The sequence below is a fragment of the Corticicoccus populi genome, assembly GCF_042686195.1.
In the GTDB taxonomy this organism is placed as follows: Bacteria; Bacillota; Bacilli; order Staphylococcales; family Salinicoccaceae; genus Corticicoccus; species Corticicoccus populi.
The window spans coordinates 60,941-77,304 of record NZ_JBHUOQ010000003.1; the positions used below are offsets into that span (position 1 = coordinate 60,941).

Annotated in this window: 20 protein-coding genes; 12 read left to right on the plus strand and 8 right to left on the minus strand. The window is 42.6% G+C overall.

From position 1 onward, the window contains the following. Window positions 1–20: 20 nt before the first annotated feature. The 3 genes from ACFSX4_RS08595 to ACFSX4_RS08605 are packed head-to-tail and all read right to left on the minus strand — an operon-like array spanning window position 21 to window position 3,541. Window positions 21–1,187 (minus strand): amidohydrolase, encoded by a 1,167-nt coding sequence (locus ACFSX4_RS08595; RefSeq protein WP_377773627.1) that lies wholly within the window; start codon window positions 1,185–1,187, stop codon window positions 21–23. Continuing rightward, entirely contained in the window at window positions 1,188–2,381 is a 1,194-nt protein-coding gene (locus ACFSX4_RS08600; protein WP_377773628.1) for an amidohydrolase, read from the minus strand. Beyond that, the gene (locus ACFSX4_RS08605) at window positions 2,363–3,541 is read right to left on the minus strand and encodes an amidohydrolase (RefSeq protein WP_377773630.1); all 1,179 of its coding nucleotides are present in this window, start codon (window positions 3,539–3,541) and stop codon (window positions 2,363–2,365) included. The genes ACFSX4_RS08600 and ACFSX4_RS08605 overlap by 19 nt, the downstream gene beginning before the upstream one ends. A 155-nt stretch (window positions 3,542–3,696) precedes the next feature. Between ACFSX4_RS08605 and ACFSX4_RS08610 the strand changes: the two genes are divergently transcribed. Genes ACFSX4_RS08610 through ACFSX4_RS08630 form a run of 5 tightly spaced genes read left to right on the plus strand, consistent with a single transcriptional unit; the run spans window position 3,697 to window position 7,986 of the window. Next, the gene (locus ACFSX4_RS08610; protein WP_377773632.1) at window positions 3,697–4,887 is read left to right on the plus strand and encodes a glycine C-acetyltransferase; all 1,191 of its coding nucleotides are present in this window, start codon (window positions 3,697–3,699) and stop codon (window positions 4,885–4,887) included. 11 nt (window positions 4,888–4,898) lie between these two features. Continuing rightward, window positions 4,899–5,843 carry an NAD-dependent epimerase/dehydratase family protein gene (locus tag ACFSX4_RS08615; RefSeq protein WP_377773634.1) on the plus strand — a complete coding sequence of 315 codons (945 nt, stop codon included), beginning with the start codon at window positions 4,899–4,901 and terminating at the stop codon, window positions 5,841–5,843. Between the two features lie 40 nt (window positions 5,844–5,883). Further along, on the plus strand, window positions 5,884–6,582 hold the full coding sequence (locus tag ACFSX4_RS08620; protein WP_377773636.1) for an HAD family hydrolase: 699 nt from the start codon (window positions 5,884–5,886) through the stop codon (window positions 6,580–6,582). Further along, entirely contained in the window at window positions 6,583–7,056 is a 474-nt protein-coding gene (gene tadA, locus ACFSX4_RS08625; RefSeq protein WP_377773638.1) for a tRNA adenosine(34) deaminase TadA, read from the plus strand. It begins immediately after the preceding gene. A 60-nt stretch (window positions 7,057–7,116) separates the two neighbouring features. Then, window positions 7,117–7,986, plus strand: coding sequence for a Cof-type HAD-IIB family hydrolase (locus ACFSX4_RS08630; RefSeq protein ID WP_377773640.1), 870 nt, complete (start codon window positions 7,117–7,119; stop codon window positions 7,984–7,986). A 227-nt stretch (window positions 7,987–8,213) separates the two neighbouring features. Here the strand turns inward: ACFSX4_RS08630 and folE2 are convergent, their stop codons facing one another. The 4 genes from folE2 to thiD all read right to left on the minus strand — a co-directional run bounded on the left by folE2 (window position 8,214) and on the right by thiD (window position 11,040). Next, the gene (folE2, locus tag ACFSX4_RS08635; protein WP_377773642.1) at window positions 8,214–9,092 is read right to left on the minus strand and encodes a GTP cyclohydrolase FolE2; all 879 of its coding nucleotides are present in this window, start codon (window positions 9,090–9,092) and stop codon (window positions 8,214–8,216) included. A gap of 10 nt (window positions 9,093–9,102) precedes the next feature. After that, entirely contained in the window at window positions 9,103–9,771 is a 669-nt protein-coding gene (gene bshB2, locus ACFSX4_RS08640) for a bacillithiol biosynthesis deacetylase BshB2 (protein ID WP_377773644.1), read from the minus strand. Between the two features lie 12 nt (window positions 9,772–9,783). After that, on the minus strand, window positions 9,784–10,143 hold the full coding sequence (locus ACFSX4_RS08645; protein WP_377773646.1) for a DUF1806 family protein: 360 nt from the start codon (window positions 10,141–10,143) through the stop codon (window positions 9,784–9,786). A gap of 66 nt (window positions 10,144–10,209) precedes the next feature. Beyond that, window positions 10,210–11,040 (minus strand): bifunctional hydroxymethylpyrimidine kinase/phosphomethylpyrimidine kinase, encoded by an 831-nt coding sequence (gene thiD, locus ACFSX4_RS08650; RefSeq protein WP_377774006.1) that lies wholly within the window; start codon window positions 11,038–11,040, stop codon window positions 10,210–10,212. Window positions 11,041–11,155: 115 nt separating this feature from the next. Between thiD and ACFSX4_RS08655 the strand changes: the two genes are divergently transcribed. From ACFSX4_RS08655 to ACFSX4_RS08665, 3 genes are read left to right on the plus strand one after another with little or no spacing between them, the layout of a single operon-like run. After that, a complete protein-coding gene (locus ACFSX4_RS08655; protein WP_377773648.1) occupies window positions 11,156–11,809 on the plus strand; it encodes a uracil-DNA glycosylase in 654 nt (217 codons plus the stop codon). Next, a complete protein-coding gene (locus tag ACFSX4_RS08660; protein ID WP_377773650.1) occupies window positions 11,806–12,111 on the plus strand; it encodes a DUF5327 family protein in 306 nt (101 codons plus the stop codon). The genes ACFSX4_RS08655 and ACFSX4_RS08660 overlap by 4 nt, the downstream gene beginning before the upstream one ends. A 23-nt stretch (window positions 12,112–12,134) precedes the next feature. Beyond that, complete coding sequence (locus ACFSX4_RS08665; protein ID WP_377773652.1) at window positions 12,135–12,500, plus strand: DUF423 domain-containing protein; 366 nt, start codon at window positions 12,135–12,137, stop codon at window positions 12,498–12,500. 40 nt (window positions 12,501–12,540) lie between these two features. Here ACFSX4_RS08665 and ACFSX4_RS08670 read toward each other — a convergent pair whose 3' ends face one another. Continuing rightward, the gene (locus ACFSX4_RS08670; protein WP_377773654.1) at window positions 12,541–12,783 is read right to left on the minus strand and encodes a DUF362 domain-containing protein; all 243 of its coding nucleotides are present in this window, start codon (window positions 12,781–12,783) and stop codon (window positions 12,541–12,543) included. Between the two features lie 234 nt (window positions 12,784–13,017). Here ACFSX4_RS08670 and ACFSX4_RS08675 point away from each other — a divergent pair, with 234 nt between their 5' ends. From ACFSX4_RS08675 to ACFSX4_RS08690, 4 genes are all read left to right on the plus strand, one after another. Then, a complete protein-coding gene (locus ACFSX4_RS08675) occupies window positions 13,018–14,361 on the plus strand; it encodes a CoA-disulfide reductase (protein ID WP_377773656.1) in 1,344 nt (447 codons plus the stop codon). Window positions 14,362–14,501: 140 nt separating this feature from the next. Then, window positions 14,502–14,867 (plus strand): GntR family transcriptional regulator, encoded by a 366-nt coding sequence (locus ACFSX4_RS08680; protein WP_377773658.1) that lies wholly within the window; start codon window positions 14,502–14,504, stop codon window positions 14,865–14,867. A 5-nt stretch (window positions 14,868–14,872) separates the two neighbouring features. Further along, a complete protein-coding gene (locus tag ACFSX4_RS08685) occupies window positions 14,873–15,733 on the plus strand; it encodes an ATP-binding cassette domain-containing protein (RefSeq protein WP_377773660.1) in 861 nt (286 codons plus the stop codon). Continuing rightward, a complete protein-coding gene (locus tag ACFSX4_RS08690) occupies window positions 15,726–16,358 on the plus strand; it encodes a hypothetical protein (RefSeq protein WP_377773662.1) in 633 nt (210 codons plus the stop codon). The genes ACFSX4_RS08685 and ACFSX4_RS08690 overlap by 8 nt, the downstream gene beginning before the upstream one ends. The last annotated feature ends 6 nt before the right edge of the window (window positions 16,359–16,364 follow it).

Here is a 16,364-nt window from a genome sequence, read left to right on the forward strand (position 1 = left end):
TTTGTGCAGAGTTTTTCACGTTATTTATTAAAGTTTAATGCAAGCTTCAGAAAAGATTCAACGCCTGCTTTCATGCCTTCTTCATCAATGTCGAACAATGGATGATGGTGCGGATAGTCAGCACCTGTTTCTTTATTTTGAGTTCCAATGTTATAAAATGCACCAGGCTTTTCCTGGAGGAAGTATGCAAAGTCTTCCCCTCCCATGGAAGGTTCCACTTCATTAAGTTCCTTAACATACTGGTTGTCCTGCTGACATTTTAGAATGCGTTTCATTTCATTTGAATCATTCAGTACAGGCGGATAACCGTCCTGATAATCGAGTGTACACGTCACATTAAAACTGGACTCGATTCCTTTTAATATCCCGTTTAGACGACTGACCACAATATCTTTTACACCTTTTTCAAATGTTCTGACGGTGCCGCTGATTTCGGCTGAGTCCGGAATGACATTAAATGCAACGCCTGCATTAAACATTCCAGCAGTCACAACTGCTGATTTCAACGGATCGATTGAACGGGAAGTAATCGTCTGGAGCTGTTGAATCAGTGATGCCGATGCAACGACCGGATCAATTGATTCATGGGGTGCAGCACCATGACCGCCGGAACCCTGTACTTTAATAGTAAATGAGTCTGCACCTGCATGCTTATAGCCATAGCTGTAAGACAGCATACCGACCGGATATGCACTGGAAACGTGAATACCGTATACATAATCTACACCGTCAAGGGCACCCGCTTCAACCATACTTTTGGCACCGCCCGGAATCTTCTCTTCCGCATGCTGATGAAGGAACACAACATTGACGGGCAGTTCATCCTTGTGTTCTGCCATTATACGGGCTGTCGTAATCAGCATTGCTGTATGGGCATCGTGGCCGCATGCATGCATCACACCCGGAGTTTTTGATTTATAAGGGACATCTTTACCGTCCTCGAGAGGCAGTGCATCAAAATCTGCACGGAGTGCGATTGTCGGATAATCATCATTAACCTGGAGTCTGGCAGTAAGGCCATTGCCGCCGACATCACGTTTAATATCAAACCCGAGATCTTTAATTTGCTTATATATATATTCTTTAGTGTTATTTTCATGGAATGAAAGTTCCGGATGCTGGTGCATATATCTTCTGATATCAATCATTTCACTGTAGCGTGATTCGATTTCCTGTGAAATATTCATCTATTCTTCCTCCCTGGAGTCAAAAAATTTACTGACTGATAAAAGCATTACGGATAATGCGTTAATCAGACCTTTTTCATCAATATCAAACATTGAATGATGGTGTGGATAGTCCGCTTTAAAACTTGAATTTCTAACCCCTGTATAATAAAAGGTGCCCGGTACACGCTGCAGATAATAGGAGAAATCTTCACCGCCGAGATCTGCCTCGAGGGATTTAATGGACCTTACTGAAGATATATTTTCAGCAGCATCAACGACAATATTTGTCTTCTCTTCATCATTTACGACAGGCGGATATCCTTTCATATAATCGAGGTCATATGAGATACCTGTGATAGTGACGAGGCCTTCCAGACATTTTTTAAGTTCGCGGATCATGACAGCCTGCGTCTCATGGTTAAATGTACGGATGGTACCTCCGACAGTGACTGTATCGGGAATAACGTTGTGCTGATGTCCGCCGTTAAACATTGTAATTGAAAGAACAACAGGCTCCATTGGTTTTGATTTTCTTGTGACAGTATACTGCAGCTGGTTACAGAACGAGACAGCTGCTGCAATCGGGTCAATGGTCACATCGGGTTTAGATGCATGTCCGCCGCGCCCTTTAATGGTGACGGTGAAATCATCAGGCATACCTGTCGATGTCCCGACTTTATAACCGATGGTGCCGATATCCAGATTGGTTGAGACATGCTGGCCGAATATAGCATCGACATTATCCAGGCAGCCGTCTTTAATCATTTGAATGGCACCACCGGGATCGACTTCTTCGGCGTGCTGGAAAATGAAAACAACATTTCCTTTAAGCTGATCTCTATTTTCACTCAGGATTTTTGCTGCAGTTAATACGACAGCAGTATGCGCATCATGTCCGCATGCATGCATCACACCAGGTACTGTAGAGCGGTAAGGGACATCTTTTTGATCATGAATCGGCAAAGCATCGAAATCTGCCCGAAGTGCGACAGAAGGGAGCGATTCATCTATAATCAGGCGCCCGACAACACCTCTGCCCCCCACACCTTCTTCAACTGAATCAATACCGATATCCCGTAAATATTCTGCAATATATGCGGGTGTCTGAACTTCCTGAAATGAAAGTTCCGGATGCATATGAAAGTGACGGCGCAGACGCACCATCTCATTAAAATGTTTTTCTGTTTCTTTTTCTATGAAGTTTGTTTCCATTTAATCACCTGTTCGATTTCAAGTATTTTCATGAACATTGACAAGGCAGATGTCATCGCATCTTCATCCAGATCAAATTTAGGATGGTGATGCACAACTGTTGACTGCTTATCCGGATTGCCCGAGCCTGTTAAGAAAAATGCCCCGGGCTTTTCATTAATATAATAAGAAAAATCTTCACCAATCATCAACGGACGTGTATCTTCATAATGAAGGCCGAGGGATTTTGCGGCTTCTTCAATCACTGAAGCTTCATCTTCATGATTAATGACTGCCGGGTAGCCGAAGTTATAATATAAATCCGATGTGGCACCGCGTTTTTCACATGTCAGTTTTACTTCACGTTCGAAAATATCACGGATTTCTTCTTTAATTTCCTGTTTGAAGGTCCGTACTGTACCGACAAGCTCTGCCTTATCAGGAATGACATTGAAGGCTGTGCCGGCTTTTACCTGGCCGAAAGTTACTACTGCATTTTCAAGCGGGCCGACCTGTCTCGACACAACGGTCTGAAGGTTGGTAATGATTTCGCTCGCAATGACGACCGGATCTACAGAGTTATGCGGATGTGCAGCGTGGCCGCCGACACCATTAATGGTAATTACAAACATATCCGGGCTTGCGATAATCGGACCTGCTTTGGCGTGTATTTCATGGGTATTATACTGGCTCCAGTAATGCTGGCCGTATACTTTATCAATACCGTCCAGAACATTGTCCTCAACCATTGAAACTGCACCTCCTGGCTGTACTTCTTCAGCAAACTGAAATATAAAGGATATACTGCCTTTCAGTTCATCTTTTTGCTGGATGACGAGGTCTAAGAGTGCGAGCAGTGTACTTGTGTGTCCGTCATGTCCACATGCGTGCATGACGCCGGGAACTGTTGATTTATAAGGTACATCCTTTTCATCCTGTATAGGGAGTGCATCAAAATCCGCCCGTATTGCGATATGGGGGCTGCCTGTGCCGACTGTTGCAAGAATCCCGCCGCCGCCGACATTTTCCCGGATTTTCACATCAGGATAGTTGGATAATTGATTTAAAATATACTGGTATGTTTCTTTTTCTTCAAATGATACTTCCGGGTGCATGTGTAAGTAACGTCGTACTTCTATCATCCGGGAGAGTTTGGAATGTGCTAAATCTGATATTGTCATAGACTGTTCCCTCCAGTTAAATATATTGCTTAATTGTATCAAAATTTCATTATTATATAAATAGTTTTGCAAAAATTTGAAACAATTAAACTAGTTGATATTTATAAAAGGAAGCGCTTAAATATGATAGAATTATGGGGAGAGGAGAGGTTACAATGTCTAAAATTTTAGATGAGTTTTTAAAATCAAATTTAAACGATTTGAAAGATAACGGGCTGTATAATGAAATCAACGTAGTCAGCGGTGCCAATGGTGCCGTGATTAATGTTGAGGGGCAGGAACTGATTAATTTGTCATCTAATAATTATCTCGGTCTTGCAACGAATGAGAAGCTGAAAGAAGTTGCGAAGTCTGCGGTTGATTCACACGGTGTGGGTGCGGGTGCTGTCCGTACAATTAACGGAACGCTTGATCTGCATGTTGAGCTGGAAGAAACACTGGCACGATTTAAGGGCACGGAAGCAGCGGTTGCTTTTCAATCCGGCTTTAACTGTAATATGGCGGCAATCCAGGCAGTGATGAACAAAGAAGATGCGATTTTATCAGACGAGTTAAATCATGCATCCATTATTGACGGTTGTCGTTTATCCCGGGCTAAAATTATCCGCGTGAATCATTCAGATATGGATGATCTTCGTAAAAAAGCAAAAGAAGCAGTGGAATCCGGCTTGTATAAAAAAGTGATGTATATCACGGACGGTGTCTTTTCAATGGACGGCGATGTTGCGAAACTCCCTGAAATTGTAGAAATCGCAAAAGAATTTGATTTAATTACTTATGTTGATGATGCGCACGGTTCCGGTGTTATGGGCAAAGGTGCTGGTACTGTGAAGCATTTCGGCCTTGAAAAAGACATTGACCTCCAAATGGGTACGTTGTCAAAAGCAATTGGTGTGGTCGGCGGTTATGTAGCCGGGACACAGGATTTAATTGATTATTTGAAAGTGGCGGCGAGACCGTTTTTATTCTCAACAGCATTGACTCCGGGAGATACCCGTGCCATTACTGAAGCGGTAAATATGCTGATGGCGTCAACGGAACTTCATGACAGACTGTGGGAGAACGGGAATTATTTAAAAGACGGCCTGAAATCACTCGGGTTCAATATCGGCAGTTCAGAAACACCGATTACACCATGTATCATCGGCGATGAAAAAACGACTCAGACATTCTCCCGCCGCTTAATGGAAGAGGGCGTCTATGCCAAATCAATTGTATTTCCAACTGTAGCGAGAGGGACAGGCCGTGTCAGAAATATGCCGACTGCATCCCACACTAAGGAAATGCTTGATGAGGCACTCAGTATTTATGAAAAAGTCGGCAGAGAACTTAATGTAATTTCATAAGGGGTAAAATGATGGAGCGAATTATAATAACAGGTGCGCTCGGACAGATCGGGACCGAGCTCACCATTAAATTGAGAGAAATGTATGGAGACGAAAATGTTCTTGCAACGGATATAAATATACCTGAAACGGGGCCGCTCGCAGGAAAACCATTTGAACGTCTTGATGTCAGAAATTTTGAAGACATGATGGATATATGCAGAACTTTCAAAGCAGATACGATAATGCATATGGCGGCACTTCTCAGTGCAACGGCCGAAATTCATCCACAGCTCGCATGGGATATTAATATGGGGGGACTGGTGAATGCACTTGAGACAGCGAGAAAGCTGAACCTTCAGTTTTTCACACCGAGTTCAATCGGTGCTTTCGGACCGGAAACGCCGAAGCAGAATACACCGCAGACGACGATTCAGAGACCGACAACAATGTACGGTGTCAATAAGGTGTCAGGAGAATTATTGTGCGACTATTATTTCACAAAATTCGGTGTGGATACACGCAGTGTCAGATTCCCCGGACTGATTTCACATGTTAAGGAGCCTGGCGGCGGTACTACAGACTATGCAGTGGAAATTTATTTTGAAGCGGTCAGAAAAGGCTGTTATACATCATATATTGCCGAGGGCACATATATGGACATGATGTATATGGATGATGCGATTAATGCGATTATTAAGCTGATGAATGCACCTGGTGATACATTAACCGACCGTAATGCATTTAATGTATCAGGAATGAGCATTGAACCGGAAATGATTGCTGCGGAAATAAAAAAACATATACCGGATTTTGAATTGAAGTATAATGTGGATGAAGTGAGACAGGGAATTGCTGAAACATGGCCGGATGCGATTGATGTCAGCGCAGCCTCAGAGCAGTGGGGATTTGACCCTGAATATAATTTAAAAAGAATGACAGAAGTGATGTTAACAGCTGTTGGACAGAAAGTATAAGGAGGCTCTGCCTTCTTATTTTTCTAAGGAGTGGACAAAGATGAAAATGATTTTATTGGATAAAGACGGTACACTGCTTGATTACGGAAAAGTGTGGGGACCTTATGCCAGAAAGTGTGTAGATAATTTTGTTGAAACTTTTGATAAACATCATGAAAAAGAATCTCTTGAAAAATCACTTGGTGTAGTGGACGGTGTGATTCAGGCGAACTCTGTTGTTGCAAGTGGAACGGGAAGCGAAATCCATGCGACTTTTGAACGGTATGCAGAAAGCGGCAGTGAATGGGCGAAGAAACATTATGAAGAGAATTTTGATTTTATATATGCACATATGCGGCTGATAGCCGGTGCGAAAGAAACGATGGAAGCTTTTCACAGGCTGGGATATAAAAATGTCATCGTTACAAGTGACTCAAGAAAAAGTACAGAGGCCTTTATTGAAAAATTTAACCTCGGCGTACTGATAACGGATGTGGTTGCCGGCGGTGACAGTGAATACTGCAAGCCGGATATCAGAGTGTTGGATCAGCTGATGGCGCGTCACGGACTGGAAATTTCCGACCTTGTGATGGTGGGTGATAATGCGGCAGATACAATGCTCGGTTATGACGAGGGTATGTTTACTGTCGGAGTTTTGAGCGGAACTTCTAAAAAAGAGGACTTGGACGGGGCCGACTTGATTGTGGACAGTATTGAAGATATGATCCGGGACAATCGTTTGATATTTGAAGATAAATAGGTGAAGTGTATGCATGAAAAATTTATGAGAATGGCTCTGGAAGAAGCGGGTAAAGCAGAGGCTCTCGGAGAGGTGCCGATCGGTGCGGTTATTGTAAAAGACGGTGAAGTGATTGCCAGGGCGCATAACTTGAGGGAAACGTCGCAGAATCCGGTAACACATGCGGAAGTTCTGGCGATTCAAGAGGCGAGCAGGTACCTTGGTTCGTTCAGATTGGAGTCCTGCATTCTTTATGTTACTCTTGAACCTTGTGTGATGTGTTCCGGTGCGATTATTATGAGCCGTATTCCACACGTGGTTTACGGTGCACCTGACAAAAAGGGCGGGACTGTCGACAGCCTGATGCGTCTGCTCGATGAGCCGAAGTTCAATCACAGGGCATTGGTCACATCCGGTGTACTTGGTGATGAATGTGGTGAGCGGCTGACTTTATTCTTCAGAAATTTACGAAAAAAGCGCAAAAAAGAGGTTTAATCGCCGGCTTTTTGATAGAATGATAGAAAAGATAGGACATAAGGGAGTTTTATAATAAAAATGGTTAAGATGATAGCACTTGATATGGATGGCACTCTTCTGACATCCGAACATGAGATTACCGACAGGACACAAAAAGCAATCAAACGCGCGCTTTCAGAAGGCGTTCAAGTGGTGATTGCGACAGGGCGTGCATTTTATGAGGCACATGCTGCCATCAAGCAGTACGGGCTGAAACTGCCGTACATCTGTTTAAATGGTGCACAGGTAAGAAACGAACAGCACGAAGTGATTGCGACAGCATCATTAAATAGAAGCCTGAATAATGAGATTTCCAGTGTGTTCAAGGCGGAGGATGTGTTTTATCAAGTATATACAGATCGTGCCATTTATACGACAGACTTAGAGCGTGATATGGAAATATTTCTGGACCTCGCACATCAGAACGGCGGTCATGCAAATGAAGCGCTGATTCGCCAGCGTATGGAAGAACGTGTTGCAAGAAAGTCCATGATTGAAATTGAAGATTATAGAGAATTATTTAACCGTGAAGACGAGCTGGTACTGAAATTTTTAGGTGCATCTACGAGTAAAGCGAAGCTTGTCAGAGCTAAAAATTATTTATATGATATCGGTAATCTTGCTGTGTCTGCATCATCACCGGGTAATATTGAACTGACACATGAAACAGCACAAAAAGGTATTGCACTCGAAACTATGGCGGATGTTCTGGACATTGATATGAAGGATGTCATGGCTGTCGGCGATAATTTGAATGATATTTCAATGCTGAAAAAAGCAGGAGTTTCAGTGGCTATGGGTAATGGCTCTTCTGAGACAAAGGCGATTGCGGACGTTGTAACAGAAACCAACCAGAACGAAGGTGTGGCAAGAGCAATAGAACGCGCCCTTGATGGTGAGTTTTCATAATATAATAGATGTGAGTAAACAGAGATTGACGTTCTGACGTGAATTTCTGTTTTTTCTTTTGGAGTGACTGTGCCGTTTGGAATTTTGAATGGTTTTTTACATGTATCGGAGTCAGTCAGTTTTGTGAATGATGCTGTACTTTAAAATAAAGAGAGTCATTCAACACTTATACCATAAAAAAGAGCAGGCACGTTTCTTATATTAAAAGAACGTGTCTGCTCTCTATATTATTTTGTATACCGCATGCGGCTGAACGCATCGTGCTGGTGAATGCTTTCTTCATTGCGGCATTCGATTTCAAATCCTGTGACCCAGTCGAGTTCAACTAAATCGTATGCAATCAGACGGATTAAGTCTTCCACAAACCTTGGATTTTCATAAGCACGCTCTGTAACTATTTTTTCATCTGTACGTTTGAGTACCGGGTAGAGCTGACTTGAGGCATTTACTTCAAGTAGTTCGTATAACTGTTCTTTATGATTTTCAGGAACAACTTTATCGGGATCTGTATCGAGCAGAACTTTTACATAACCGCGCTGGTTGTGGGCGCTGTACTCGCTGATTTCTTTTGAGCATGGGCAGAGTGTCGTTACCATTGCCGTCATACCGAGCTGTTTTCTTGTAATGCCTTCACTTGAAACAGACATGGAATACTTAACATCTGCATGTGCCATGCCGTTGATGTGTGTGCCCGGACTTGGTTTTACGAAATACCATTTACCTTCAGCAGTAATTTCCGCCGACTCCTGCTGCATGCGTGTTCTTAAACGTGACAGGATATTGGAAAGTGTATTGAAATCAAGGGAGACACCCTGATTGTTTTCTGTTTCCAGACTCTCAAGCAGGCGGCTCATGTTAATACCTTTTTCATCCTGATTCAAGCTGGTGGCAATTTCGAATGTGCCGACAGACTGGAAGCCGCCGATTACTACAGGATAGCTTAAATTATTGATGCCGACAGATTCCACTGGGAACAGGAAATCTTTTTTTGTACTTTGAAGGTCAGCCATATCTTTTTTCTCTTTTGGTTTTTTTCCTTCAATTGGATCAACAGAGCCGAAATGTTTAAAACGACCTTCTCGTGTCGTTAAATCTAATTCTTCCATAATGTTCTCCTTATTTGATATCGTAGCTGTAGAAATGTTCGGAAGTCATCCATGTACTGTGGGCTTCGTCTCCCTCTACAGTTTCAGAAGCAAGTGTCTCAAGGAGTGGTCCGGTTTGTGAGATATGTGCAGCCATGACTTCTTTTTTTCGTTCTTCATAACCTGAAATATCAACAATGATATCCGGTTCTCCTAAATCTTCAAGTGTCTGATTGCTGAAAGCGACAAGCTGGAGTGACGGACGTTTTTCAGCAGGGATTTCCTTCACAGCATCAACAACAGCATATGCCGTTGCCTCATGATCGGGATGTACTGAGTAGCCCGGGTAGAAAGTGATAATCCGTGATGGATTAATTTCTTCAATTAAACCGGACATGACATTTTTTAAATGGCCGGGTGCTTCAAACTCCAGAGTTTTGTCGCGGTAGCCGAGTAACCTGAGGTCTTCGACTCCCATCACTTCAGCACTTTTTTCAACTTCTTTTTTTCGTATTTTATGAAGTGATTCGCGTGTTGCAAATGGAGGATAACCTAAATTGCGCCCCATGTCACCGAATGTCAGGCATGCATATGTTACAGGCACCCCCATGTCTCTGTACTTCATTAATGTGCCGCTCACACCGAACGCTTCATCATCGGGGTGCGGAAAAATGACAAGGACATGATTTTCTTGTTCCATAGATGTTTCCTCCTATTTAAAAAATTCTTTCGAAGATATTTCCAGTGCACTTGCAAGACGGCCTTCGTGATTGAAGCCGTGCATGATAAATTCATTATTTTCATTCACTTCATAATCTGTTAAACCGAGTACATAAATCCAGCCGCCGTTACTTAATTTGAGGCCGACACGGTATTCACCGTTCTCACCGCCGCGGAGGGCGCCCTGAGTGAATTCAACTTGAATATTTCTCAGGAAAGTACCGGCATTAAATACGTTAGAATCTAAGTGACTGGCATACATACCGCTTGTGATTTCAACATGTATATATACTTTCTTGTTCTGATAGCCGTTCAAAATCTCCTGGACTTTTTCGGGACTGATTTTTTCCATAGCGGTACACACTCCTAAAATAAAATCATTAATCACTTAAAGGGACACCCTGTGTCCCTTTAAGAATTATATTTCTTCGTCTTTAACTTCGATCTGTTCTACGCTGTTGTAAGCACCGTGTCTGACAACACCGACAAATTCGTTCATCTTCCAGCCGTTTTTAATCGCAGATGTTACAAATGCTTTTGCATTCTGCGCAGCTTCAAGCGGGGACTGCCCGTTCGCAAGATTCGCTGTAATCGCTGCTGCAAATGTACATCCTGCACCGTGATTGTAGGATGCATCAATTTTATCGCTTGTCAGTAAGTGGAAGGACTCACCGTCAAAATAAACATCCACAGCCTTATCTCCCTCAATACCGGATCCGCCTTTAATAACAACGTTATCTGCGCCTCTCTTATGAATCAGGCGGGCAGCTTCTTTCATTTCATCAAGTGTTTTAGGAGTAGATACTTTTGCAAGCTGTCCTGCTTCGAAAAGATTTGGTGTTACGAATGTTGCATTCGGGATTAAATGTTCAATCATTGCATCGACAAGTCCCGGATTTAATACTTCATCGTCACCTTTACACACCATTACAGGGTCAACTACAAAATGTTCTGCTGAGCTGTTGAGGAAAGCTTCTTTTGCCAGTTCCGTCACTTCTTCTGACGGCAGCATTCCTGTTTTTACAGCATCCGGCTGTATAGAGAGCGCAGTGGCAATCTGATCTTTAACGACTTCTATAGGCAGCGGATTCACACCGTGGGACCATGTTTCAGGATCCATTGTCACGATTGTTGTGAGTGCTGTATATCCGTACGTTTCATGTTCCTGGAATGTTTTTAAATCTGCAGCGATTCCTGCACCGCCGCTTGTATCCGAACCTGCGATTGTTAGCGTCTTTTTAAGTCCCATCTTCATTCATTCCTCCAAAAATAGTAATAAGCATATTTTACTATATTGGTCACACTATTTCTAGAGCCGTGCTTGTTTGAATGATATAATAGGTATTTAGACCGAGGTGATATTTATGGAATGGAATGAAGTATTCCGTACAATTAAAAATCAGCATGATTTCAGCAGTCTTAATGACGAGCTGACAAAGAGGTATGAGGACGGCAGAGTTTTTCCGCCGAGAAATGAAATATACTCTGCGTTTGAACTGACGCCTTTTGAAAATGTAAAAGTGGTTATTATCGGGCAGGACCCCTATCACGGGGATAATCAGGCTCACGGTCTGTCCTTCTCTGTTAATGACGGTGTCAAAATACCACCGTCATTAATGAACATCTATAAAGAACTGAAGGATGACTTAAATATTGTGCGTACGTCAGGCAGTTTGACAGACTGGGCGGAAGAAGGTGTGCTGCTGCTCAATACAGTATTGACGGTGGATGCTTATCAGGCGAACTCCCACCGGGGGCTCGGCTGGGAACGTTTTACAGATAATGTGATTGAGGCAGTATCGGATCATTTGTCGAATGTTGTATTTATACTCTGGGGGAAGCCTGCACAGACGAAAGCAAAACTGATTGATACAGATAAGCACTTTATTATAAAATCTGTGCATCCGAGTCCGCTGTCCGCCTATCGCGGTTTTTTCGGGTCAAAACCGTTCAGCAGAACAAATGAATACTTGAATGCCTCGGGGAGAGGCAGTATTGATTGGAGTGAAAAACAGTGAAAGAAAAAATAATCACTCAGTTGAAACAGGAGATTGCCCTTATAGAATCTGCAGCAGGCGCGGAGACGGACAGGCACATCTATGCTGCTGAAAGACTTTTGAATCTTTTGAAGGAGAGTCCGGACAGTGTCAGTACAGCCCGGATGTCTGAAAAGGATATCAGCAGCAATGATCAGAGAATGCTTGAGTTAATGGGCGGTAAGCCGCAAAAGAAAGCACAGGCAGGAAAAAATTCATTGGGCGGAGAGAGAAAAACGACCGATGACGGCTTCGGCAACGGAGACAGTATTTTTGATTTTTAATAGAGACAGGAGTAAATGTTAAAATGAAGATTTTTATTATATTAGGTGCAGTAAATGCATTTATCGCAGTAGCGCTCGGTGCGTTCGGTGCGCACGGGCTGGAAGGGAAAATCAGCGACCATTATTTGGAGGTATGGGAAACAGGGGTACAATACCAGATGTTTCATGCTCTTGGATTATTTGCAGTCGGTATCCTGATGCACATTACTGATGCATCAATGCTTAACATTGCAGGGTGGCTGATGTTTGCAGGTATCGTATTTTTCAGCGGTTCTTTATATGTACTTGCACTGTCAGGTGTATCGATACTCGGTGCAGTGACACCAATCGGCGGCGTGTTGTTCCTTACTGCATGGGTACTTGTGATTATTGGATTTATCAAATTGTAAAAGAAAGCCGGGTTCCGATTTCGGAACCCGGCCTCTATATTTATTGCTGCAGACCGTAAAATTTCTTGGCCTTATCTAAAAATGATTCGTCGTCAGGTGTCATATCATGTTCTTCAACAATCGCATCGACCGGACAAACAACGATACATGCACCACAGTCGATACAAATTTCAGGATCAATATAGTACTGATCCTCACCTTCTTCTATACAGTCGACCGGACATACGTCTACACAGTCGCCTGCTTTTTCGCCGATACACGGCTGGGTAATTACAAATGCCATAGTATTCCTCCTTATCTGTTTGTTTCTCATATCCTTCTTATATTATATCCTATGCGTTTCACTGCTGAAAATCAAATATATCTTAAATTAAATTCGTCAGATATTCAATAATACGACTTAAGACTTATAATGGAATGGGATAATGATGAGATGTGTTTGAAGTGCCCGGAAACAGTGTATAGGGTATTGATAAATGATATTTGATATATAAATAAATACAGAGGAGCCATATTGATGACGAAAAAAATAGTAATTGTCGGCGGTGTCGGCGGCGGGGCAACCGCAGCCTCCCAGCTGAGACGGTTTGATAAAACATCTGAAATTGTTCTTTTTGATAAAGGGCGTCACATTTCTTTTTCAAACTGCGGCATGCCGTATCATATCGGAACATTCATTGATGACAGAGACAGTCTTTTATTCCCGGAGGAAAAATTCAGTGAAAATTATAATGTAAATGTCCGCTCAGGGACTGAAGTGATTTCAATAGACCGTGCCGGAAAATGTGTGGAGTGCAGGAATGATGAGAGAACTTACATGGAAAGTTATGATGTTCTGATTTTGTCACCGGGTGCTTCTGCCGCGTTCCCGGATATCCCGGGAGTCGAAAACAGCCGGACTTTTTTACTGCATACTATTCCGGATATGGATAAAATCAATGAATACATCAGAACACATCAGCCGAAAACAGCGACTGTTACAGGCGCCGGATTTGTCGGTCTTGAGATGCTTGAGAATCTTCACAGTCTGGGTATTCAGTGTACGATGATCAACCGTTCTAATCGTATTTTCAGGCCGGTGGATGAAGATATGTCGACACCGGTGCCGGAACATTTAAAAGAAAAAGGTGTCACGGTGCATCTGGATGACGGTGTCAATAAATTTTCAGAAGATGGAAAAATCGTTCACTTAAAGAGTGGTACAGAAATAAAATCTGATTTGAATATTATGTCGGTCGGTATTCAGCCTAACGTGAGTCTTGCTGAAGAAGCAGGGCTTGAAATTGGTGAGACAGGCGGGATTAAGGTGAATGACTGCATGCAGACGTCAGACCCTGATATTTATGCACTTGGCGATGTTGTAGAGACAGGGAATTATGTCACCGGTGCACCGGTGAATATTGCACTTGCACCTCCTGCCCACCGTCAGGCCTACATCCTTTCCGGTCATTTGAACGGCAGTACTGAAACTTATAAAGGGGTGCTCGGTACGGCTGTGATAAAACTCTTTGATTTAACCATCGGAGCGGCAGGACACAACAGCGACCAGCTCGATGCGCTTCATTTGGAATATGATTCTGTAGAGGTGGAAGCAAAATCACATGCCGGGTATTATCCGGGAGCTGAAAAACTATGGCTGAAAGTTTTGTTTAATCCAGCGGACGGTATGATGTACGGTGCACAGGCAGTCGGGTTTGATGGTGCGGATAAAAGACTCGCTGTACTGTCGACGGCAATTCATGCAAAGATGAAAGTCAGCGAACTTTCAGAGCTGGAGCTCGGATATGCACCACCTTATTCATCTCCGAAGGATCCTGTAAATATCCTCGGTTATAAGGCGGCCGGAAAACTTAAGAAGTGAAACAGTGATAAGTATATGAATGGTTGAACGCAGCGGAAATACCCGCTGCGTTTTTTATCTTTACAAAATACACATCATGATATATACTTATATACATAACTATATAGCCATAATAGAAATATTGAAAGGAGGAGAGACATGTGAGCGGAAAATTAAATGACCGGGAACCGATATTTGAACAGATTACGCGCTGGATCAGTGACCAGATTATTGAAGGCACTTTACAGACAGATGATAAGATACCTTCAACCAATGAGATTGTTCAATTTTATAAAGTGAATCATCTGACAGTATCGAAAGGTGTTAATCAACTTGTAGAAGACGGAATAATATACAAGAAAAGAGGTGTCGGTATGTTTGTTGCTGAAGATGCAAGAGAAAAGCTGATAGAAAGAAGAAAAGAAGGATTCGTCAAACAATACTTGAAACCGATGATGGATGAAGCGGAAAAATTGAAACTGACGAAATCTGATATAGACCGAATGATTGAGGAAGAAAGGAAGTGAACGGCATGACACATTTAAAAATAGAAAATGTGAATCTGGATATAAAGAGAAACAGTATTTTAAAAGATATTAACTTGAGTCTAGAGGACGGGAAAATATACGGTCTTCTCGGCCGGAACGGTGCAGGGAAAACGACGCTGCTGTCACTGATTGCATCTTTCCGGGAAAGCTCGGCAGGGGCGGTGACGATTGACGGTAAAGTCCCTTTTGAAAATGATGAAATGGCGGACGAAGTCCAGTTCAGCTATGAATATGATTACAGCGAGTTTACTGAAACAGTAGAAGAGATTATCGGTGACTACGCAAGATATAAGCCGAATTACGATATGGACTACTCTGATAAGCTGCTGAAGGGATTCCGGATTGATAAAAAGAAAGTTATCGGTGAATTATCGAAAGGACAGCAGGCAGCCGTGAACGCAGTGACTGGACTTGCGACGGGCGCAGAGATTACCATTTTTGATGAAGTGACAAGCGGGATGGATGCACCGGCACGCGAATATTTTTATAAAGAAGTACTCAGCATGAAAGAACATAAAGCAGGAATTATCATTCTGTCGACACACATTGTTTCAGAGATGGATTATCTTTTTGACGATGTCATTATTATTGACCAGGGAGCAGTGCTGCTGCATGAAGATATCGACACACTCCTTTCAAAGGGTGTCCGGGTGACGGGGTCTGTTGAACGAGTGAATGCATTTACAAAAAATATGACAGTACTTGCTTCTGAAACACTCGGTCCGACACGCTCTGATATGGTTCTTGGAACTGCGGATTATGATGGAGATGACCTGGAATTTTCACCGATTAAATTACAGGAGCTGTTTATTCATATAACAGAGAGGGAGGAAGATCATGAATAAATTGAAATCAGCCACTATGGATTTGACGAAAGAAATCAGTGTGTGGATATTGTGGTATCTGCCTGTATTTGCGGTCATTATCGTGCCGCTCGCCCTTTTTTTGAATGAGCCTGAAATCACTGATTCATCATTTATGGAAATGATTATGACCGCAAACAGAGTATTTATGTTTGTCGCAGGTATCCTTAGTGTATTCCTCTATTTTGAATGGATGTTTAAGATGGGAATCACAAGAAAAATGTATTTCAAAGTCATTACACTCACCATGTTGTTTATCGTACTGATACTAAATGTGACATCACTTGCCATCACATATATTTTTGATGTGATTCCGTATGATATATTTACCGGCGGCATGCCTTCTGTCAGTACAGTTGTATCGGCCGTGCTTGTTTCTTATTTAGGTGCGATGCTTGGATGTGTGATTGGAATGGGTTTTTACAAAAGTGCGAAAGCAGGGTTCTTAATGATCGCAGCGGCTCTGATTATTGTTGGATGTGAGATTTTAATTGAAACATTCAATATGGAAGGCGGTATAGTGCACTTCTCAGGATTCATAATCATCACAGCACTGCTGATTATGCTGAATTATAAATTAACACGCAGAATACCGGTGAAATTATAAACAACA